Source organism: Pseudoflavonifractor sp. HCP28S3_F10 (assembly GCF_052065415.1).
Classification (GTDB): Bacteria; Bacillota; Clostridia; order Oscillospirales; family Oscillospiraceae; genus Pseudoflavonifractor_A.
The window spans coordinates 23,915-43,744 of sequence record NZ_JBQHUB010000005.1; the positions used below are offsets into that span (position 1 = coordinate 23,915).

The 19,830-nt window shown below is 62.1% G+C and carries 22 protein-coding genes and 1 riboswitch; of the genes, 12 read left to right on the plus strand and 10 right to left on the minus strand.

Going from position 1 to position 19,830, the window contains the following annotated elements; all coding sequences use genetic code 11:
- Window positions 1-42: 42 nt before the first annotated feature.
- Window positions 43-234 (minus strand): 50S ribosomal protein L32, encoded by a 192-nt coding sequence (rpmF, locus tag ACTNBZ_RS03770; RefSeq protein ID WP_441208363.1) that lies wholly within the window; start codon window positions 232-234, stop codon window positions 43-45.
- Window positions 235-285: 51 nt separating this feature from the next.
- Window positions 286-789 carry a YceD family protein gene (locus ACTNBZ_RS03775; protein ID WP_441208364.1) on the minus strand — a complete coding sequence of 168 codons (504 nt, stop codon included), beginning with the start codon at window positions 787-789 and terminating at the stop codon, window positions 286-288.
- A 199-nt stretch (window positions 790-988) separates the two neighbouring features.
- On the opposite strand from ACTNBZ_RS03775, the gene ACTNBZ_RS03780 reads away from it, so the two are divergent.
- Window positions 989-1,954 carry an RluA family pseudouridine synthase gene (locus ACTNBZ_RS03780; protein ID WP_441208365.1) on the plus strand — a complete coding sequence of 322 codons (966 nt, stop codon included), beginning with the start codon at window positions 989-991 and terminating at the stop codon, window positions 1,952-1,954.
- Window positions 1,955-1,970: 16 nt separating this feature from the next.
- Here the strand turns inward: ACTNBZ_RS03780 and ACTNBZ_RS03785 are convergent, their stop codons facing one another.
- Window positions 1,971-2,666 (minus strand): alpha/beta hydrolase, encoded by a 696-nt coding sequence (locus ACTNBZ_RS03785; protein WP_441208366.1) that lies wholly within the window; start codon window positions 2,664-2,666, stop codon window positions 1,971-1,973.
- 256 nt (window positions 2,667-2,922) lie between these two features.
- On the opposite strand from ACTNBZ_RS03785, the gene ACTNBZ_RS03790 reads away from it, so the two are divergent.
- The 8 genes from ACTNBZ_RS03790 (at window position 2,923) to ACTNBZ_RS03825 (ending at window position 9,190) form a co-directional block, all read left to right on the plus strand.
- Window positions 2,923-4,110, plus strand: coding sequence for an ABC transporter ATP-binding protein (locus tag ACTNBZ_RS03790; RefSeq protein ID WP_441208367.1), 1,188 nt, complete (start codon window positions 2,923-2,925; stop codon window positions 4,108-4,110).
- The gene (locus ACTNBZ_RS03795; RefSeq protein ID WP_441208368.1) at window positions 4,097-4,954 is read left to right on the plus strand and encodes an ABC transporter permease; all 858 of its coding nucleotides are present in this window, start codon (window positions 4,097-4,099) and stop codon (window positions 4,952-4,954) included. The genes ACTNBZ_RS03790 and ACTNBZ_RS03795 overlap by 14 nt, the downstream gene beginning before the upstream one ends.
- Window positions 4,951-5,814 (plus strand): ABC transporter permease, encoded by an 864-nt coding sequence (locus ACTNBZ_RS03800; RefSeq protein ID WP_441208369.1) that lies wholly within the window; start codon window positions 4,951-4,953, stop codon window positions 5,812-5,814. Before ACTNBZ_RS03795 ends, ACTNBZ_RS03800 begins: the two co-directional genes overlap by 4 nt.
- A 55-nt stretch (window positions 5,815-5,869) precedes the next feature.
- Complete coding sequence (locus ACTNBZ_RS03805; RefSeq protein WP_441208370.1) at window positions 5,870-6,970, plus strand: ABC transporter substrate-binding protein; 1,101 nt, start codon at window positions 5,870-5,872, stop codon at window positions 6,968-6,970.
- A 131-nt stretch (window positions 6,971-7,101) separates the two neighbouring features.
- A complete protein-coding gene (locus ACTNBZ_RS03810) occupies window positions 7,102-7,494 on the plus strand; it encodes a thioesterase family protein (protein ID WP_441208371.1) in 393 nt (130 codons plus the stop codon).
- A 3-nt stretch (window positions 7,495-7,497) separates the two neighbouring features.
- Window positions 7,498-7,974, plus strand: a complete 477-nt coding sequence (locus tag ACTNBZ_RS03815) for a YbaK/EbsC family protein (RefSeq protein ID WP_441208456.1) — start codon at window positions 7,498-7,500, stop codon at window positions 7,972-7,974.
- Window positions 7,975-8,047: 73 nt separating this feature from the next.
- Window positions 8,048-8,632 (plus strand): HdeD family acid-resistance protein, encoded by a 585-nt coding sequence (locus ACTNBZ_RS03820; RefSeq protein WP_441208372.1) that lies wholly within the window; start codon window positions 8,048-8,050, stop codon window positions 8,630-8,632.
- 24 nt (window positions 8,633-8,656) lie between these two features.
- The gene (locus ACTNBZ_RS03825; protein ID WP_441208373.1) at window positions 8,657-9,190 is read left to right on the plus strand and encodes a hypothetical protein; all 534 of its coding nucleotides are present in this window, start codon (window positions 8,657-8,659) and stop codon (window positions 9,188-9,190) included.
- A 155-nt stretch (window positions 9,191-9,345) separates the two neighbouring features.
- Here the strand turns inward: ACTNBZ_RS03825 and ACTNBZ_RS03830 are convergent, their stop codons facing one another.
- From ACTNBZ_RS03830 to ACTNBZ_RS03840, 3 genes are all read right to left on the minus strand, one after another.
- Entirely contained in the window at window positions 9,346-11,052 is a 1,707-nt protein-coding gene (locus ACTNBZ_RS03830) for a M56 family metallopeptidase (protein ID WP_441208374.1), read from the minus strand.
- A 1-nt stretch (window position 11,053) separates the two neighbouring features.
- Window positions 11,054-11,437, minus strand: coding sequence for a BlaI/MecI/CopY family transcriptional regulator (locus ACTNBZ_RS03835; protein ID WP_441208375.1), 384 nt, complete (start codon window positions 11,435-11,437; stop codon window positions 11,054-11,056).
- Between the two features lie 139 nt (window positions 11,438-11,576).
- Window positions 11,577-12,086: an SLOG family protein gene (locus ACTNBZ_RS03840; RefSeq protein WP_441208376.1), complete on the minus strand. Its 510-nt coding sequence runs from the start codon at window positions 12,084-12,086 to the stop codon at window positions 11,577-11,579.
- A 176-nt stretch (window positions 12,087-12,262) separates the two neighbouring features.
- Window positions 12,263-12,402: riboswitch (FMN riboswitch) on the plus strand.
- Between the two features lie 103 nt (window positions 12,403-12,505).
- On the opposite strand from ACTNBZ_RS03840, the gene ACTNBZ_RS03845 reads away from it, so the two are divergent.
- Window positions 12,506-13,129 carry an ECF transporter S component gene (locus ACTNBZ_RS03845; RefSeq protein WP_441208377.1) on the plus strand — a complete coding sequence of 208 codons (624 nt, stop codon included), beginning with the start codon at window positions 12,506-12,508 and terminating at the stop codon, window positions 13,127-13,129.
- A gap of 116 nt (window positions 13,130-13,245) precedes the next feature.
- Here the strand turns inward: ACTNBZ_RS03845 and ACTNBZ_RS03850 are convergent, their stop codons facing one another.
- The 4 genes from ACTNBZ_RS03850 to tsaE all read right to left on the minus strand — a co-directional run bounded on the left by ACTNBZ_RS03850 (window position 13,246) and on the right by tsaE (window position 16,940).
- Window positions 13,246-14,910, minus strand: a complete 1,665-nt coding sequence (locus tag ACTNBZ_RS03850; RefSeq protein ID WP_441208378.1) for a formate--tetrahydrofolate ligase — start codon at window positions 14,908-14,910, stop codon at window positions 13,246-13,248.
- A 213-nt stretch (window positions 14,911-15,123) separates the two neighbouring features.
- Window positions 15,124-15,753 (minus strand): uracil phosphoribosyltransferase, encoded by a 630-nt coding sequence (gene upp, locus ACTNBZ_RS03855; RefSeq protein ID WP_441208457.1) that lies wholly within the window; start codon window positions 15,751-15,753, stop codon window positions 15,124-15,126.
- Window positions 15,754-15,772: 19 nt separating this feature from the next.
- The gene (gene tsaB, locus ACTNBZ_RS03860) at window positions 15,773-16,504 is read right to left on the minus strand and encodes a tRNA (adenosine(37)-N6)-threonylcarbamoyltransferase complex dimerization subunit type 1 TsaB (RefSeq protein ID WP_441208379.1); all 732 of its coding nucleotides are present in this window, start codon (window positions 16,502-16,504) and stop codon (window positions 15,773-15,775) included.
- Between the two features lies 1 nt (window position 16,505).
- On the minus strand, window positions 16,506-16,940 hold the full coding sequence (tsaE, locus tag ACTNBZ_RS03865; protein WP_441208380.1) for a tRNA (adenosine(37)-N6)-threonylcarbamoyltransferase complex ATPase subunit type 1 TsaE: 435 nt from the start codon (window positions 16,938-16,940) through the stop codon (window positions 16,506-16,508).
- Window positions 16,941-17,207: 267 nt separating this feature from the next.
- Here tsaE and ACTNBZ_RS03870 point away from each other — a divergent pair, with 267 nt between their 5' ends.
- Window positions 17,208-18,371, plus strand: coding sequence for an FtsW/RodA/SpoVE family cell cycle protein (locus ACTNBZ_RS03870; RefSeq protein ID WP_441208381.1), 1,164 nt, complete (start codon window positions 17,208-17,210; stop codon window positions 18,369-18,371).
- 78 nt (window positions 18,372-18,449) lie between these two features.
- Entirely contained in the window at window positions 18,450-19,787 is a 1,338-nt protein-coding gene (locus ACTNBZ_RS03875; protein WP_441208382.1) for an Ig-like domain-containing protein, read from the plus strand.
- The last annotated feature ends 43 nt before the right edge of the window (window positions 19,788-19,830 follow it).

Below are 19,830 nucleotides of genomic sequence, written 5' to 3' on the forward strand. Positions count from 1 at the left end.
AAGAAAGAGGGGACAAACTCCCCTCTCCTCTTTTCGGGCTATTTACTTCGCCTGAGCCTCGGCCTGGCCGAACTCATGGCCGTTGTAGCTGAAGCAGGACTTGCACATCCGGTGCGGGAGCCGGAAAGCACCGCACTTGGGGCAGGTGGTGACGCCGGGGGTCTCCAGCTTCCAAACGGAGCTGCGGCGCTTGTTGCGGCGCTGCTTGGACACTTTACTCTTAGGGACTGCCATTTATGACACCTCCTTAGGTCAAAGCCCTGGCAGGGCAATGATTCTCTCAAGTCAATTCGACTCTTTATCCAGAAGCTGCGCGAGGACAGCTAAACGTGGATCGACTTCGGGCCTGCACTGGCAGGGGCCTTCGTTCAGGTCGGCGCCGCAGTGGGGGCACAGCCCCTTGCAGTCCTCCGAACAGACATGCTTGGGTTCCATCGCGAGCACGAAAGCGGTGGTAAAGACCTCTTCCAGGTCCACCTCGCCGTTTTCCAGCAGGATGATGTCGTCGTTCTCCTCATCCTCCAGCGTCTCGGCCATCAGGCTGTTCACCGGCACCCGCATCTCCCGGGAGAAGGGCTTGAGGCAGCGGTCGCACCGCAGGTCCAGCACCGTGGCGGCCTCGCCCTCCAGCGTCAGCGCACCAGCCATGTTGCGGACAGCGCCGGTGACCTCCACCGGACGGCAGATGGGGCGCTCGCCGAAAAAGTCCAGGTCCGACAGGTCCATGTCAAAGGAAAAGGACCGGCTGGCGCCCGGCGTATGGATAATATCGCGGAGATTCAGTCGCATGATACACCTCTCACAATGTCACAGCAGATATTATACAAAAACCGATTCTGAATGTCAATGGTTTTTTCTTTACACCCTGTACATTTTTTGTGCCCTGACCCGCCGGTACCGCCGGGTCCCCCTTCCCCATCCGCACTTTTTATGGTATCATAGCCACAGCCGCGCCGCGGCGGAAAACAGGCAACTGCGAGGGATGGACATGAAGGAATTCACCATTGGAAAGAACGACGCCGGGCAGCGGCTGGACCGCTGGCTGGCCAAAACACTCCCCCTTCTGCCCGCCCCCCTGGCCCAGAAGTATATCCGGCTCAAGCGGGTCAAGGTCAATGGCAAGGGCTCCAAGCGGGACGTGCGCCTCCAGGCGGGCGATCTCCTTCAATTATATATCAACGACGAGTTTTTTGATACCCCCACGCCGGAAAACGCTTTCCTTTCCGTGTTCCAGCCCCGGCTGGACATCGTGTACGAGGACGAGAACCTGCTGCTGGTCAACAAACGGCCCGGCCTGGTGGTCCACCCCGATGAAAATGAGCGGGTCAATACCCTGATCACCCACATCCAGGCCTACCTTTATCAAAAAAAGGAGTGGAGCCCCTATTGGGAGAACTCCTTTGCGCCCGCCCTGTGCAACCGCATCGACCGCAACACCGGCGGCATCGTCATCGCCGCCAAAAACGCCGAGACGCTGCGCATCATGAACCAGAAGATCAGGGACCGGGAGCTGTCCAAGTACTATCTGGCCATCGTCCACGGGAAAATGACGCCCCCTCAGGGCTGCCTGGAGGGATTTTTATTAAAGGATGAGGCAAAAAAGCAGGTGACGGTGTACGACCATCCCGTCCCCGGCGGCAAGACCGCCGCCACGGATTACCGTACCTTAAAGGTAAAGGACGGGCTCTCCCTGGTGGAGTGCGACCTGCTCACCGGCCGGACCCACCAGATCCGGGCCCAGTTCGCCGCCGCCGGCCACCCCCTGCTGGGGGACGGAAAATACGGCCGGGAACGGGACAACCGGAAATACGGCCGCTCTTTCCAGGCGCTCTATTCCTATAAGCTCTCCTTCAACTTCACCACTGACGGCGGCCTGCTGGAGTACCTGAACGGCAGGTCCTTCCAGGTGGAGCACGTAGACTTCGTGGACGAGTACTTCTCCAAAGGCAAGTGACCGGGCACTTGCCCGTCTATCCGGTCATCCGGTCCTCCCAGTTCCGGAGGAAGGCAAGCTGCTCCCCGGTATGGAACCAGTGCTCCCCGTCCTTCATGACCGTCAGGCTCCCCTCATGGGCAGCTGCAAAACGCTCCACGTCCGCCCGGGCCGTCAGGTGGTCCCCGCCTGCGTACAGGATGTGGGTCGCAGCCCTCCAATTCAGGATCGGATGCTCCTTCACATAGGTGTAGTACCGCCACGACAGTGTCTCACCAAACTCTGTGGGGATCTCCCCTTCCGCTTTCAGCCGCTCTTCGGTAACGCCGGCCCAGGTCATCATGGTCCGGATCAGCCGCTCCATATCCAGCACGGGAGAGACGAACAGGCTCTCCGCCGGTTCTCCGGAAAAGGCCATCATGGCCAGCCACGCCCCGATGCTGTTGGCCCGAATGGAGATTTGCCGGTCATCCTCCTTCAGCCAGGCCATGACCCCCTTCAGTTCCGGGACCGCCGTCCAGGGATAGAGCCCTGGCTCGCTTCCCTTCCGCGCTCCGTGGCCGGGCAGGTCGATGCCCAGAACCTGGTATCCCTTGGGACAGACCACCTGGGCGAAAGCCCTGGCCTCTTCCTTATTGCCTCCCGCCCCGTGAAGGAACAGAAACACCCGCCGGGACGGCTCTCCCAGCAGGAGCGCCGGTATGCCGTTCAGCCGCCATTGGCGCTCTGTCATAGCGTTTCCTCCTCTCTGATCTTCTCTCAGCTCTTTCCTTTAATTTATCATATCCGCTTGTTCTCCGCAAGCGGTGCCGACGGCCGCCGTCCGGCGCACCCCCTTTTCCTCCCCTTTCCCCGTAAATCGGCAGTAAAAATGTTTCGATTCGTATTGACATTTTGTACGGAAAAAGTTATAGTTGTCTCGTCGAAAAAGGCGTACCCATCCGCCAGGTTGGGTACGCCTTAAATTCTACCGAAATGGGGGAGGATACATGGCTAAGGAGCTGATCCGTCTGTCCGACTGCTTCGTCCAGTTCGACGACGACATCATCTTGGATCATATCAATCTCTACATCAACGATCAGGAGTTTTTGACGCTTCTGGGCCCCAGCGGCTGCGGAAAGACCACCACCCTGCGCCTCATTGGAGGGTTTTTGAAACCGACCTCCGGCGAGGTGCTTTTTGACGGCGCCCGGGTGAACGACGTTCCCCCCCACAAACGCGCGGTGAACACGGTCTTCCAGAAGTACGCCCTCTTCCCGCACCTGAACGTATTTGAAAACGTCGCCTTCGGCCTGCGCGTCCCCAAGGTGGTCACCGAGGGGAAGGGACGCAAAAAAGTGAAGCTGCCGGAGGAAGAAATAGAGCGCCGCGTCACCGAGATGCTGGAGGTGGTCAATCTCAAGGGCTTTGAGAAACGCTCCATCGCCTCCCTGTCCGGCGGCCAGCAGCAGCGGGTGTCCATCGCCCGGGCGCTGGTGAACCAGCCCAAGGTCCTCCTGCTGGACGAGCCTCTGGGCGCTTTGGATCTGCGGCTGCGCAAGGACATGCAGAACGAGCTCAAGCGCATCCAGCAGCAGATGGGCATCACCTTTATCTATGTCACCCACGATCAGGAGGAGGCCCTGGCCATGTCCGACACCGTGGTGGTCATGGACGGCGGCAAGATCCAGCAGATCGGCACGCCGGAGGACATCTACAACGAGCCCAAGAACGCCTTCGTGGCCGATTTCATCGGCGAGTCCAATATCATCGACGGCATCATGCGCGCCGACGGCGTAGTAGAGATCTTCAACCGGAAGTTCCAGTGCCTGGATAAGGGCTTTGCCAAGGACGAGCCGGTGGACGTGGTCATCCGTCCCGAGGACGTGGACATTGTGGACGAGACGGTGGGCCAGCTCAAGGGCACCGTCACCTCGGTGACCTTCAAGGGCATGCAGTACGACATCATCGTGGATTTCTACGGCTTCAAGTGGCTCATCCAGACCACCGATCTCTGTCCCGTAGGCAGCCACATCGGCATCAAGATCGACCCCGACGGCATCCACGTGATGAAAAAGAGCCAGTACTCCGGTATGTTTGGCGACTACTCCTCCTATTCCGAGGAGTATGAGGAGATCGGCGACGCCGACTATGATCCTGAGGCGGAGGATCAGGAGGCGGACGATGAAGAAGTCTAACCTCTCCTTTTTCGCCGCGCCCTACGTGGTGTGGATGGCTCTGTTCGTGGTCCTCCCCATCCTGATGATCCTGGTCTACGCTTTTCGGGATGCCGGCGGCGGTTTTACCCTGGACAACTTCGCCCGCATCGGGGAATATCTCCCGGTGTTTGCCCGCTCCTTCCTTCTGGCCCTCATCGCCACGCTGATCTGCCTGCTCATCGGCTATCCCATCTCCTGCTTTCTGGCCCGGGAGGGCGCTCAGTTCCAGCGGGTGGCCATGATGCTCATCATGCTTCCCATGTGGATGAACTTCCTGCTGCGCACCTACGCCTGGATGTCCATTCTGGAGAACACCGGCCTCCTGAACCGGCTTTTCAGCGCTATGGGCGTATTCAAGGTCATCAACGCCGTCTTTGGCACTCAGATCGAGTATTTTAAGATGATCAACACCTCCGGAGCGGTGGTGCTGGGCATGGTCTATAACTTCCTGCCCTTCATGATCCTGCCTATCTACTCGGTCATCGTCAAGCTGGACCCCAAGCTGGTGGAGGCCGCCTATGACCTGGGGGCCGACTCCGCCATCGTGTTCCGCCGGGTGACTTTGCCTCTCTCCCTGCCCGGCGTGCTCTCGGGCATCACCATGGTGTTCGTGCCCGCCGTGTCCACCTTCGCCATCTCCCAGCTGCTGGGCGGCGGCAAGCAGCTCCTTCTGGGCAACCTGATCGAGATGCAGTTCAAGGGCTCGGCCTATAATCCCCAGCTGGGCTCGGCCATGGCCCTGGTCATGATGGTAGTAGTGGTCATCTGCATGGCCGTGATGAATCGCTTCGGTGAGGGCGAGGAACAGGCGGTGATGCTATGACCAAAAAGCCTTCCGCCCTGAGCCGGGTATTCATGGGGCTCATCTTTGTGTTCCTGTACGCCCCCATCTTCGTGCTCATCGTCTTTTCCTTCAATGATTCCAGCAGCCGCTCCATCTGGTCGGGCTTTACCCTGAACTGGTATGTGCAGCTCTTCCGGGATCAGCAAATCATCGACGCGCTCTACACCACCCTGGCGGTCTCGGTGCTGGCGGCCGTCATCGCCACCGTGGCCGGCACCTTCGCCGCCATCGGGTTTTACAACATGCGCCGCCGCTGGAGCACCCCCCTGATGACCATCAACAACATTCCCATGATGAACGCGGACATCGTCACCGGTGTGTCCCTGTGCCTGTTCTTTGTGGCCGCCTTCTCCCTCTGGGGGCAGGCTGCCGCCTGGATCAACTCCAGTCTGGGCACCCATCTGCCGGAAAAGCTGTATCTGGGCTTCGGCACCATGCTCATCGCCCACATCACCTTCAATATCCCCTATGTGATCCTCTCCATCATGCCCAAGCTCCGGCAGATGGACAAGAACCTGGTGGATGCGGCCCAGGACCTGGGCTGCACCTGGATGCAGGCCTTCTGGAAAGTGGTGGTACCCGAAATCAAGCCGGGCATCGTCAACGGCCTGCTCATCGCCTTCACCATGTCGGTGGATGATTTTGCTATCAGCTACTTCACTGCCGGCTCCTCCACCGCCAACCTGGCCATGCGCATTTACGCCATGACCAAAAAACGCATCAGTCCCAAGGTCAACGCGGTGTCCACCCTGCTCTTCGTGACAGTGCTCACCCTGCTGATCGTCATCAACGTGCGGGAAGCCCGGCAGGAAAAGGCCCAGCGGCAGCACGCCCAGTGATTTTTACCCCTCAGGGGGTGAAAATAAAGTCTTTCATAATTGGAGGAATGATCAATTGAAAAAAGCGCTTTCCCTAACAGTGGCTCTCGCCCTGTCCGCCGGCCTGCTGGCCGGCTGTTCCGGCACCTCTTCCGAGCCCGGCTCCGGAAGCTCGGAAAAACGCGTCGTCAACGTGTGCAGCTGGGGGGAATATATCGACGAGTCTCTCATCCAGGAATTTGAGGAGCAGACCGGGATCAAGGTCAACTATCAGACCGTGCCCAGCAATGAGGAGCTCTACTCCATCCTCAGCATGGGCGGCGCCAACTACGACGTCGTCGTCCCCTCCGACTATATGATCTCCCAGCTCATTGAGGAGGGCATGCTGGCCGAGCTGAATTACGACAACATCCCTAATTTCTCCCTCATCGACGACCGGTTCAAGAACCTGTCCTACGATCCTGAGAACAAATATACCGTTCCCTACGCCTGGGGCACCCTGGGCATCATCTATAACACCACCATGGTGGACGGCCCCATCACCAGCTGGGACGCCATGTTCGACACCGGGTACGCCGACCAGGTGCTGATGATCAACAACTCCCGGGACGCGCTGGGCATCGTCCTGATGGACCTGGGCTATTCCGTGAACACCGACAGCGCCGACGAGCTCCAGGCCGCCTTTGACCGTCTTGCCGCCGCCAAGGCCGACGGCGTGTATCAGGCCTTTGTCATGGATGAGGTCTTTGACAAGATGGAGTCCGGCGAGGCTGCCATCGCCGCTTACTACGCCGGCGACTACCTCTCCATGCGGGAGAACAACCCCGATCTGGCCTACGCGGTGCCCGAGGAGGGCTCCAACTGGTTTGTGGACGCCATGTGCGTGCTCAAGGACGCTGAGAACAAGGATGAGGCAGAGGAGTGGATCAACTTCATCTCCTCCACCGACGCCTCCCTGAAGAACATGGACTATATCTGGTACGCCTCCCCCAACCGTGAGGCTCTGGAGCAGTACCCCGCCTACTATGAGGAGACCTATGGTGAGCCTCTGGACGAGGAGCTCTACGAGATCATGGCGGCCCCCCAGTCCGTGCTGGACAAGTGCGAGGCCTACCTGGTCCGCCCTGCGGAGACCCGCACCCTTTATAATGACCTCTGGACCCAGCTGAGCATCTGATCCCCCAGACGGGCGGCCCCACCGGGCCCCCCGTTTTCTGTCCCCCGGGCAGCGCCCCTTCTTTTTCTTGCAAAGCGTCGAAAAAGCGTGTACACTGGTTTTAAGTATTTCGTATTGGAGTGTGATCCCCCATGTCTATTCAAGTGGGTATGAAGGGCCGGGCCGACGCCACGGTCTCCCCCGCTGATACCGCCTCCGCCGTGGGCAGCGGTCTGCTGCCCGTGTTCGCCACCCCGTCCATGATCGCTCTGATGGAGAACGCCGCCGTCAACGCCGTCCAGTCCGCGCTGGAGGAGGGCCAGGGCACGGTGGGCACCCATATGGACGTGAGTCATGACGCCGCCACCCCCGTGGGCATGGCGGTGTACGCCGAGGCCGAGCTCACCGCCGTGGACGGCCGGAAGCTCATCTTCGCCGTCCGCGCCTTCGACCAGGCCGGCCCCATCGGCGGCGGCGTCCATGAGCGCTTTATCATCACCAATGACCGTTTTCTGGCCAAGGCGCGCAAGCGCGGGGAGGTGTGACCCCTGTCTATTGAGAAATGCCGTGCCTATTTCCGCTCTCTGGGCCGGGAGGACAACATACTGGAGTTCGATGTGTCCAGCGCCACGGTGGAGCTGGCCGCCCAGGCCGTGGGTGTCGAGCCCGCCCGTATCGCCAAGACCCTCTCCTTCCTGGTGGAGGATGCCTGCGTCCTCATCGTGGCCGCAGGGGATGCCAAGATCGACAACAGCAAGTTCAAGGCCCGGTTCCACACCAAGGCCAGGATGCTCACCCCCGACCAGGTGCTGGAGTTTACCGGCCACGCGGTGGGCGGTGTGTGTCCCTTCGCTCTGGAGCATCCGGAACGGGTGACCACCTATCTGGATGTCTCCCTCCGCCGGTTCGAGGCGGTCTATCCCGCCGCCGGCAGCTCCAACTCGGCCATCCGGCTCACCTGTGATGAACTCTCGGAGTACGCCCACAGCGCCGGCTGGATTGACGTATGTAAAAACTGGAACTGACTCTGTCCGGACAGGTGCTGTTTTTTATGCTTCGGACGGGTATCCTGCATTACAGAAAGGACGTGTTTTCGTCATGGTGGAGACTCTGAAAAACCTGAAGCTGAACTTTATCCTGGCCTCAGTGCTCTACGTGCTCCTGGGTCTGGTCCTGCTCATCCGGCCGGGAGCCAGCGGCATCCTGCTCTGCCGCCTGTTGGGCGGCACCCTGCTGCTCTACGGCCTGTTCACCATTCTGGGCTTCCTGATCCGGGACCGGTCCGGCGCCTTCCGGCTGGAGCTGCTCTTCGGCATCGTGGCCGCCGCGGTGGGCGCCTTTTTCCTCATCTGGCCCATGGCGGTGCTCTCCATTCTCCCTGTCATCATGGGCATCTACGTGGTGGTGGACAGCCTGGTGGCCCTGCAGCGGGCTGTGGAGCTTCACCGTCTGGAATACCCCCGCTGGTGGATCTCCCTGCTCCTGTCCCTGGTGGGCGTGGCCCTGGGCGTGCTGCTCCTCACCCGTCCCTTCTCGGCGGTGGAGGCCGTGTTCATGCTCATCGGCGGGGTATTCCTCTACCTGGGCTGCTCCGATCTCTGGTCCCTCTATAAGGTCTCCCGCCTGACCCGGGAACTGCGCAAGCGCGCCCCCATTGACGTGGATCCCATCGACATCGACTGATCTTCTGCAGAAAGAAGGATGGCTATGACGCCTTTTGATCCGGACGCACAGTTCGATCTGGCGCTCCGCTCCCTGCTGGGCATCGGCGCCCCCATGGATAAGGCTCTGGCTCTGGACCGCTTCCTGGCGGCGGCGGAGCAGGGACACGATATGGCCCGTATCGGAGCTGCCCGGATGCTTTTTCAGGGAGACGGCGTGCCCGCCGACCTGGACCGGGCCTCCTCCCTGCTGGAAGCGGCCTCCCATCAGAACGCCAAGCGGGCCCGCGCCCTGACCGCCTCCTTCAACGCCGCCGTCAAATCCCTGCGGAAGGAAGCGGGCCTGGAGCCGGAGGAGGATGAGGAGGACGGCCCCGTGCTGGATCTGAACGAGGACCCGGCCGATTGGGAAACCGAGCCCCCCATCCTGGTCTCCCGCTCCGAGGTGGCCCTGGCCAAGGCCCTTTCCTGCCGGGAAGGGGGCGACCGCCCCGGCGCCCTGGAGTGGGCCCGGAAAGCCGCCGATTGGGGCAGTGAAGAGGCCGGCGCCCTGGTCAGGGAGTTGGAATCCGTACAATAATGTCTGCTGAATAAGCCGCAAAGCGGTTTATTTACCCGGCAAGAGCCGCATAATTTCACAAAAATAGCTGAGTTTATCTGTTCTTGTGAAATTCAGAATAACACAAGGCACAAAAACCAGCGCCCGGCCCTCATGGGTCGGGCGCTGATCTGCGCTCAGGCGGCATCCCGGGCGGCAAACGCACCGGCGGTGATGGCCTCCGCTTCCCGGTGCATCCGGACATACGCTTCGTCCAGTCCGGAGAGGTCCTCCGGCAGCGGATCGATGTGGAGATAGACCAGCCGCTCTCCCGCCATGCCCAGCACCGTGATGCGCAGCCCGGTGGCGGCATACATCCCGTCCAGGTCCTTATCGCCGTACACTTCGTCAAAGTCGGCCCGGGTGGTGACGCATACCGACATCAGGTATCCCGCCGTCGGGTCGTCCGCCTGCCTGGCGGCTTTTTGATAAATATCAACTATGTATCCGTTTTCTTCTGCCTCATACGCTCCCGCCCAGCTCTCCGGTAGGCGGAGGGTAAAGCCGTAAGTTTCGCTGACATAGAGGGTATCGCCCAGGAGGAAAGACAGCAGGTCCACTGTCCGGCCCTTCTTCCCCAGAGTGATCTCCATGCTCAGCTCCGTGATGTCCTCCACCGGGTCCTCCAGCGTGAAATCATACGCCTCGCCCGGCTGCCAGTCGGTGGTATCCATATAGTGGGTGCTGACCCCTCCCAGCCCTTCCCTCTCGCTGCGCCCGGCGATATGGAGGCGCCAGGGCTGCGAGGGGGTCTCCACGTCCGGGATCACAAAGGAAATGCTCCCCCGCTCCCGGTCCCAGGTAATGCTGGAGGCGAGGCGGTCCATGGCCTCCTCCTCCGTTACCCGGGCCCGTCCGCTCCGGCAGGCCACCAGCCCTCCCGCCAGCATCGCCGCCAGCAGGACCACAGCCACCAGGGGGACACATTTTTTCTTCCGGGCGAAGAGATTTTTCAGCCGGTCTGCCATCTGCCGCCGGCTGCTTCCAAACCGGGTAGCCGCGGCGGGGCCCATCCGCCGCTCCGTGGTCCGAAGCAGTACCTCCCCATAGGCCCGGCGGTAGGCAGGAGAGCGCCCCGCCACCACCTGCTCATCACAGCACAGCTCCAGATTCTGCCCGGCAGCCCGGTACATCCACCAGACCAGGGGGTTGAACCAGTGCAGGTCTGCGGCGGCCAGCAGCAGCAGTTTATAGGCCACGTCGTGCCGCTTCAGATGGTACAGCTCATGGCGCAGCATGACCACCCGCTCCCCGGCAGCGAAGGGCCGCGCCGGCAGCAGCAGCACCGGACGAAACAGGCCCAGGACCATGGGGCTGCGGACCTCCCCGGTGACCCGGACAGGCAGGGACCGTTTTACCCCCAGCTCCCTGCGCACCTGTTCCAGCGTCTCCTCCCACGCCCCGTCCGCCGGGACCGCCCGCCGAAGCAGTGAGGCTCTGGCCAGGAGATAGACCGTCCCCTGGGCCAGCGCCAGGCAGGCCGCCATACACGCCCAGGCCCAGGCCAGTATGGCTGTTACAGAGGTCAGCCGTAGGGTTGTGGCGGACGGCTCCCGCGCCGCCGGGGTAGCGGGCTCCTTCACCGGCTCCGTCTGCAGCTGCTCTTCCTGTCCTTGGGCCCGGGGCAGCTCCACCTGATAGGCCGGCGCTTCCAACATCACAGCGGGACGGGCAGCCGGCAGCTGGATGGGCAGGACCAGCCTCAGTGCCAGCAGCAGCCACACAAAATAGAGGGTGCGGGCGGTATAGCGGCTCTGGAGCCGCCCCGCGCAGAGCAGCAGCGGCAGCAGCAGTGCGGAACAGGCCAGCGACAGCCCCACAACCCGCAGAAACAGCCCCTCCATGTCACTCCTCCCCTCTCCGCTCCAGCTCGTCCAGATAGGCCCGCAGCTCTTCCACCTCCCGCCGGTTCAGTCCGTCTCCGTCATAGAGGGCGGCAGCAAAGCGGCGCAGCGATCCGTCATAGAGCCTGCGCAGGAGCTGCTTTCCTTCCTGGCTCTCGTACCGGGCCCGGCTGACCAGCGGCGTATACCGGTTGACCTTGCCCGCCTTTTCGCACTTGAGATAGCCCTTCTCCTCCAGACGCTTGAGGTAGCTGTGGAGGGCGCTGGCCGAGAGCGGACGCTCCATCCGTTCCAGGATGGCCGGCGCAGTGGCCTCCTCCCCCAGCGCCCAAACCGCCAGCATGATGTCCAGCTCCGAGTCGGGCAGTCGCGCGTCTCCCTTCATACTCTTTCCCCCTTTATGTCTGCATTTGCAGAACTTCTTTTCATCCCTATTTTACGTTCTCTCAGAGCATCTGTCAATCATTTTTCTGCAAATGCAGAAAAAGAATATAAAAAAGAGGCCGCCTCTTTGCGGTCTCTCACTATTTGAACTCTGCCGGGTCCAGGGTAATGATGTCCAATCCCTGTTTCATAGCGTAGGCCAGGGTATACATGGTGCCTCCCAGCATCCCGTCGTACACGGCGATGAGCCGTGAGGACCGGTCCACCATATAGCGGTTGCGCCGGAGCATGCAGCCCCGGTCATAGCTCCGCTGTACCATAGTCTCAAAATCACAGTGGCCCACCAGATCGAAATAACGCGCCCGGTCCCGCTCCCGCCAGCGGGCGGCCTGCTCCTCACAGGGGATGGCGGCCTCCACTGTGACACCGCTCCGCCGGTCCCGAAGGGACAGGGCGGCCTCACAGAAATAAAAGTCCGCTCCCTGGGCCATACCGCAGATAAAGTGGCGGTAGCCCGCCCGGTAGGCCTCCTCCAGCTCCCGGCCGATCCGGACTTTCAGCGCCAGGCAGCGGGGATCCTCCTCGTTGTCCCGCCAGGGCAGCTTCTCCGGCCGGTGACCGGTAAAGCAGCAGGTATTGTCCCGGTTCAAGGGCCTCGCCCCCCTTTCGCGTTCCCGTTTTTTGTGCGGCCGATGCGGCCGTCCTTATTGTAGTATATCCCGGCGCATAAGTCAACAATATATCGAACATTTGTTTTTTCAAGAAGTCATATTAAGGGTTGCATTTTTCCGAAAGCCTGCTATAATAGGTTCAGAACAACTGAATGAAATGTCTTCAGGGCAGGGTGAAAATCCCGATCGGCGGTAAAGTCCGCGAGCTGCTTTTGGGCGGCCGACCCGGTGGAACTCCGGGACCGACAGTGACGCGTGATACATGTGCGCGAAGTCTGGATGAAAGAAGATGTGTCAACCGGGAGCGTTTTTCCGCTCCATGCACGCACCTCCGATTTGTGTTTGACACCTGAAAGACATGGGCTTTCAGGTGTTACTTGCAAAAAGGAGTGTTTTTTATGTCCAAGCCCAATGCCGCCGTCCAGTCCGGCCACGCCCACACCCGCCTTCGGGTGCGCGCCCTCACCATCAGCGCCATGCTCTCCGCCATCGCCTTCGTCCTCATGTTTCTGGAGTTTTCGGTGCCCCTGATGCCCCCCTTTATCAAGATGGACGTCTCCGAGCTTCCCGCCCTGCTGGCATCCTTCGCCCTGGGCCCGGTCTACGGCCTGGTGGTCTGTCTGGTGAAGAACCTGATCCATCTGATGATCTCCAACACCGGCGGCGCCGGTGAGCTGTGCAATTTCCTGCTGGGCGCCACCTTTGTGGTACCCGCCGGAATGATCTACCAGAAGATGAAGTCCCGCAGGGGCGCCCTCATCGGCGTACTGCTGGGTGCGGTCATCATGGCCGTGCTGTCGGTGCCCCTCAACTACTATATCTCCTACCCCGTCTATGCCAATTTTATGCCCATCGACGCCATTCTGGAGATGTACCGGGCCATCCGCCCCTCGGCCAACGGCCTGCTGGAGTGCCTGATTACCTTCAACGCCCCCTTCACTCTGGTCAAGGGTCTGCTGGATGCGGTGCTCTGCTTCCTCATCTACAAGCCTCTCTCCCCCCTGCTGCACAAGGGGCTGTAAGGCATTTTTCCTCCCGCCGTTCCTCTGTGGACGGCGGGAGTTTGTTGTTTCCGCACACAAAAAGGACCTCCATCCCATGGGTGGAGGTCCTTTCCTGTTTTTATCGTGCGTCAGTATCAGAACAGGCCGGAGATTACGCCGTTCTCATCGATATCGATCTTCTCGGCGGAGGGTACCTTGGGCAGGCCGGGCATGGTCATGATATCGCCGGTGAGGGCGACGATGAAGCCGGCTCCGGCGGAGACCTTCAGGTTCCGGACGGTGATGCGGAAGCCGCTGGGGGCGCCCAGCAGAGCCTGGTTATCGGAGAAGGAGTACTGGGTCTTGGCCATGCAGATGGGCAGATTGCCGTAGCCCAGGTCGGTGAGCTGCTTGAGCTGCTTTCTGGCGCCGGGGGTCAGGTCCACGCCGTCGGCCCGGTAGATCTTGGTGGCGATGGCATTGAGCTTGGCCTCGATGGAGTCGTCCACATCATAGCAGAACCGGAAGTCGTTGGGCTGCTCGCACAGGCGGATGACCTCCTCGGCCAGGGCCTTGCCGCCCTCGCCGCCCTTGGCCCACACCTCGGACAGGGCCACGTTGACGCCCAGCTCCCTGCACTTGTCCTCCACCAGCTTGAGCTCGGCGGCGGTGTCGGTGGGGAATGCGTTGATGGCCACCACGCAGGGCAGGCCAAAGACCTTGGTCACGTTCTCCACGTGCTGCAGCAGGTTGGGCAGGCCCTTCTCCAGGGCCTCCAGGTTCTCGTTGTTCAGGTCAGCCTTGGCCACACCGCCGTGGTGCTTCAGGGCGCGGACGGTGGCCACGATGACCACGGCGCTGGGAGCAAATCCGGCGGCACGGCACTTGATGTCCAGGAACTTCTCCGCGCCCAGGTCGGCGCCGAAGCCGGCCTCGGTCACCACATAGTCGCCCAGCTTCATGCCGGTGTCGGTGGCCATGACGGAGTTGCAGCCGTGGGCGATGTTGGCAAAGGGACCGCCGTGGATGAGGGCAGGGGTATGCTCCAGGGTCTGGACCAGGTTGGGCTTGATGGCGTCCTTGAGCAGGGCGGCCATGGCGCCCTCGGCCTTCAGGTCATGGGCGGTGACGGGCTTGTCATCCCGGGTGTAGGCCACCACCATCCGGGCCAGGCGCTCCTTCAGGTCGGTAAGGCTGGTGGCCAGGCACAGCACGGCCATGATCTCGGAGGCCACGGTGATGTCGAATCCGTCCTCACGGGGCACGCCGTTGGCCTTGCCGCCCAGGCCGCAGACAATGTTGCGCAGCTGGCGGTCGTTCATATCCACAGCCCGCTTCCAGGTGATGCGGCGCACGTCGATGTTCAGGGCGTTGCCCTGCTGAATGTGGTTGTCCAGCATGGCGGCAAGCAGATTGTTGGCCGCGCCAATGGCGTGGAAGTCGCCGGTGAAGTGGAGATTGATCTCCTCCATGGGGACCACCTGAGCATAGCCGCCGCCGGCCGCGCCGCCCTTCACGCCGAACACGGGGCCCAGAGAAGGCTCGCGCAGGGCCAGGACCACTTTCTTGCCCAGCTGGCTCAGAGCGTCGGCCAGGCCCACGCTGGTGGTGGTCTTGCCCTCGCCGGCGGGGGTGGGGTTGATGGCGGTCACCAGGACCAGCTTTGCCTTGCGGGGCATATCCCGCAGGGAGTGGATGTCCAGCTTGGCCTTGGTACGGCCATAGGGCTCCAGCGCCTCTTCGCTGACGCCCAGCCGGGCCGCGATCTCGCCGATGGGCAGCATATTTGCGCTCTGGGCGATCTCAATATCTGTTTTCATGGGGATTGGCCTCCTTGTTCCATGTTTTTATCGTTGCCTGACGCTGACCCGTTCTATCCAAATATCCGCGTTTATCCTAGCACGAAGTGGAGCCTCATGTCAAGACTCATCAGTTTACTTTTTGTAATCTTCAACATAAAACGCTCTGAAAACAGCAAGGGGGCCGGAGGAATCTCTCCGGCCCCCGCTCTGTGTATCTGATGGCGGCAGATCTTACTTGGTACCAAAAATGCGGTCGCCGGCGTCGCCCAGGCCGGGGACGATGTAGCCGTGGTCGTTGAGCTTCTCATCCACAGCGGCCACATAGATCTCCACGTCGGGATGATCCTTGTGGACCCGCGCGATGCCCTCGGGCGCGGCGATGATGTTCATGAGCTTGATGTGCTTGACGTCGTAGTTCTTGATAAACTGGATGGCCGCGGAGGCGGAGCCGCCGGTGGCCAGCATGGGATCCAGGATGATGATGTCCCGCTCGGCGATGTCGTTGGGCATCTTGCAGTAGTACTCCACGGGCTCCAGGGTGTCGGGATCACGGTACAGGCCGATATGGCCGACCTTGACGGCAGGCAGCAGGCTCAGGATACCGTCCACCATGCCCAGTCCGGCCCGCAGCACGGGGACAATGGCCAGCTTCTTGCCCGCCAGGGTCTTGAACTTGCCGGCGGCCACGGGGGTCTGGATCTCGACCTCCTCCACGGGCAGGTCCCGGGTAGCCTCGTAGCACATGAGGGTGGCGATCTCGGAGACAACCTCGCGGAACTCCTTGGAGCCGGTCTTTTCGTCTCTCAGGATGGAGAGCTTATGCTGCAGCAGCGGATGGTCCAGAATGTGTACCTTTTCCATTTCCATGGTATCTTCCCCTTTAACTAACGATTTGATCGGCGGACGGACCGCCGCAGTTCAGCCGGGCAAGGCGCTCCCGCTCCGCCTGGGACAGGCGGTGGTAGACGGGGGCCAGCCCCCGCGCGTCGGTGAGGGCGCCGGCCCGGGCCTGCTCCAGGGCGGCCCGGGCAACTCCCCAGGCACTCTGGAAACGCAGATGGGGCGGCGCCAGGCGGACGTCCAGCCCCAGTTCCTTGAGGGTAGTATAACATAAAACCGCGCCATCTCCAATAAGAATTTGCGGTTTCCCGTCTCTTTTTAATTCCTCTCCCAGTTCCCCCAGGCTGATGGCCCGGTCGGGAGCCAGCCGCTCCAGCTTTTCCCCATCGCCCCGGAAGCGGGCGTTGTAGACCTGATGGCGCCGGGCGTCCATCACCGGGCAGATCTCCATACCCATGTGGGCCGCCGTCCAGGCCATGGCCTCCAGGGTGGAGACCCCGGCGCAGGGCTTCTCTCCCGGCCAGGCCAGGCCCTTGGCTGCCGCCACGCCGATGCGCAGCCCGGTGAAGGAGCCGGGCCCCGCCGCCACCGCGATCAGATCCATCTCCTCCAACGCCGCGCCGCAGCTGTCCAGCATATGCTCCAGCATGGGCATCAGGGTGCGGCTGTGGGTCAGGCCGTTGTTCTGAAAGGACTGGGCCACCAGGCGCTCGTCCTCACACAGGGCCACGGAGCAGGCCGTGGCCGAGGATTCTATGGCTAATATCTTCATCTCACTGATTCACCGATCCCTCTCTGCCGATCCGGATGATCCGCTGGCCGTCATTCTCACCCCGGCGGATGTCCACCAGGATGCAGCCCTCCTCCAGCGCCTCGCGGATGTTCTCGCTCCACTCCACGGCGCATACGCCTCCCCGGACCAGGTAGTCCTCCCAGCCGATGTCGTAGAGCTCATCCGCCGAGCCCAGGCGGTACATATCAAAGTGGAACAGGGGCAGCCGGCCGCCCTCGTACTCGTTGACAATGGTAAAGGTGGGGCTGGTCACCCGCTCGCCGATGCCCAGGCCCCGGGCCATGCCCCGCACAAAGGCGGTCTTGCCGGCGCCCAGGTCCCCGGAGAAGGCCACCACCGCCCCCGGCTCCAGACGCCGCGCCAGTTCCTCGCCCAACGCCTCGGTCTCGGCCACGCTGTTGGAACAGTATTCCATGCTCTCTCCCCTTCCAGGTCCTTCCGCCCCGCATCCGCGGCATGGCGCCGGGACGGACCGCCCACGCCGGGCGGCGCTTTTTCATCATTATAACATATGTTTTAAGAAAGCGCAAAACGGTTTACGCTCCCGCGAAAAGGTGGTATGATATAGGGTGTTTCCGGCCCTCCCGCCGGTCATCCATCCGCTCCCGTTTCCGGAAAGGAGGCTTTTCCCCTGTCCTGGTTCACCGATTCCTTCAAAGAGTTTCTCCGCAAGGGCGACCTGGTGCTGCTCTCCCTGTGCCTGGCCGCCAGCGGTTTCGGGCTGGTGCTGATCTACAGCGCCACCCGCTATCTGGACAGCAACCGCAGCGTCATCATTCAGACCGTCGCCATCTTTCTGGGCGTGCTGGTCTATATCGCCATGTCCTCGGTGGACATTGAGCTCTTCGTGGACCGCTCCTGGAAGCTGCTGCTGGCCTTCAACCTGCTCTTCGTCCTCTCCACCCGGGTCCCCGGCCTGGGGGTCAGCCGGGGCGGCAACCTGAGCTGGATCCATATCCCCGGCTTCCCGGTGGACATCCAGCCCGCTGAGATCGTCAAGCTCACCTTTATCCTGCTGCTCTCCTGGCAATGCGCCCGCCTGCAGGAGCGGGGGAAGAACATCAGCAGCATCCCCTCCGTCCTGCAATTGGGGGGCCACCTGCTGCTCATGTGCGGGGCCATCGCGGTGGCATCAGGGGATTTCGGTATGCTCCTGACTTATCTGCTCATCTTCGTGTTCATCCTCTGGGTAGCCGGGGTGAAGAAGCGCTGGTTCCTGCTGGGACTGGGCGGCGCGGCGGGCGGCGTGGGTCTGGTAGCCTGGCTCTTCACCCACTCGCAGCAGTTCCATGACCGCTTCAGCTACATTCTTCTCCGCTTCACCGTTGTGATCGACCATCTGCTGGGCAATCCGGACACCATCCAGGAGCAGACTCTGGGCAAGGGCATGCAGCAGAGCCGCAGCATCCTGGCCATCGGCAGCGGCCAGCTCACCGGCCACGGCTATCTGCAGGGGATCCAGACCCAGAGCTCCTCCAACTGGGCGCTGAACGCCCGCTCCACCGATGAGATCTTCGCCGTCTGCGGTGAGGAATTCGGTCTCATCGGCTGTGTGCTTCTCCTCCTGCTGCTGGGGGCCATCATCCTGCGGTGCGTCTGGGTGGCCCGGCGGGCCTGCAGTCCCCAGTCGGCCTATCTGGTGATGGGCTACGCCGGGATGCTGCTGGCCCAGGTGGGGGTCAATGTGGCCATGTGCCTGTATATCTTCCCGGTGGTGGGCCTGACGCTGCCCTTCATCAGCTACGGCGGCTCCTCCATCATCACCATGTATGCCGCCATGGGCATGGTCTCCAGCGTCAAGATGCGCTCCCTGCCCAGCTGGCTGCGGGACCGCAGCAAATTATAGCAAAACGTCCGAATAACCTCCTTGCTTTGGTACAGACTATGGGTACTCCCATTTTTACCAGACAAGGAGGTCTTTTCTTTGAAACGAAACCCTTCTCCCCGCCGTCTTCTGGCTTTGACGGCCCTGCTCGCCCTGACTCTGGCCGGCTCGCTGCCCGCCTCCGCCCTTCTGTTCGGTACGCAGAAGGCAGAGGCCGCCGGCGAGGCCACTGTGGCCGCCTTCGCCAAGAACGGCCTGCCCGGCGAGACCATCACCTTCTCCCAGGAGGACTTCCGGGTGGAGTCCGGCGGGGACGTGACGCTGGACTCGGTGGTCCTCTCCGCCCTCCCCGACCCGGCCGCCGGCATTCTCACCCTGGGCGATCAGCCGCTGAACGTGGGAGATTCCGTGGCCCGCAGTGCCCTCTCCGGCCTGCGGTTTCGGGCGGCTCAGTCCCCCGCGGCGCCCTCCTCCAGCTTCTCCTTCGCCCCCGTGTTCTCCAACGGCGTCTCCGGCCGGGAGGTGACGGTGGGGCTCTACCTGCTCTCAGAGGCCAACAGCGCGCCGGTGGCGGAAAATCTGGAGCTGAGCACCTATAAGAACACCGCTCTCACCGCCCGCTTCGCCGCCACCGACCCGGAGGGCGACCTGCTCACCTATCAGCTGGTCAGCAAGCCTGCCCGGGGCGCCGTCACCATGCCCGGCGACGGGCAGGACACCTTTGTCTATACCCCCTATGAAAACAAGACCGGGAAGGACTCCTTCACCTATGTGGCGGTGGACGCGGTAGGCAACACCTCCGCCCCGGCCACCGTCAAGATCCGGATCGAAAAGCCCTCCACCAAGGTCACCTACGCTGACCTGGACGGCGTGCCCGCCGCCAACGCCGCCATCCGCCTGGCCGAGAAGAACATTTTTGTGGGCGAGTGTATGGGCGGCCAGTATTTCTTCCAGCCCGACCTGCCGGTGACCCGGGCCCAGTTCGTGGCCATGCTGATGGACACCGCCGGTATGGAGACCCTGGAGGACGTGACCACCACCGGCTTTGCCGATGATACCTCCATCCCCGGCTGGGCCAGGCCCTACGTGGCCTCCGCCCTGAAAAACGGGCTGGTCCAGGGTACTCTGGCCTCCGATGGCCAGGTGGTCTTTCAGCCGGCCAGCATCATCACCCGGGCCGAGGCCAGCGTGCTCCTCAACCGGGTGCTCCGGGTCACCGACGTGGCCCAACCCACCTTCGGCGTGGACCTGAGCGGCGTCCCCGACTGGGCTGTGCAGCCCGCCGCCAATCTGGAGAGCTGCGGCGTGCTCCAGGCGGACGGGAACGGCTCCCTGGGCCTGTCCAGCACCCTCACCCGGGCCGAGGCCGCCGAGCTCCTCTCCGGTGCGCTGGACGTGCTGGAGAGCCGGGAGAGCGGCAGCTGGTTCCCCTGGTGACCTCATAACAGAAGGGCGCATCCATAAAACGGACGCGCCCTTC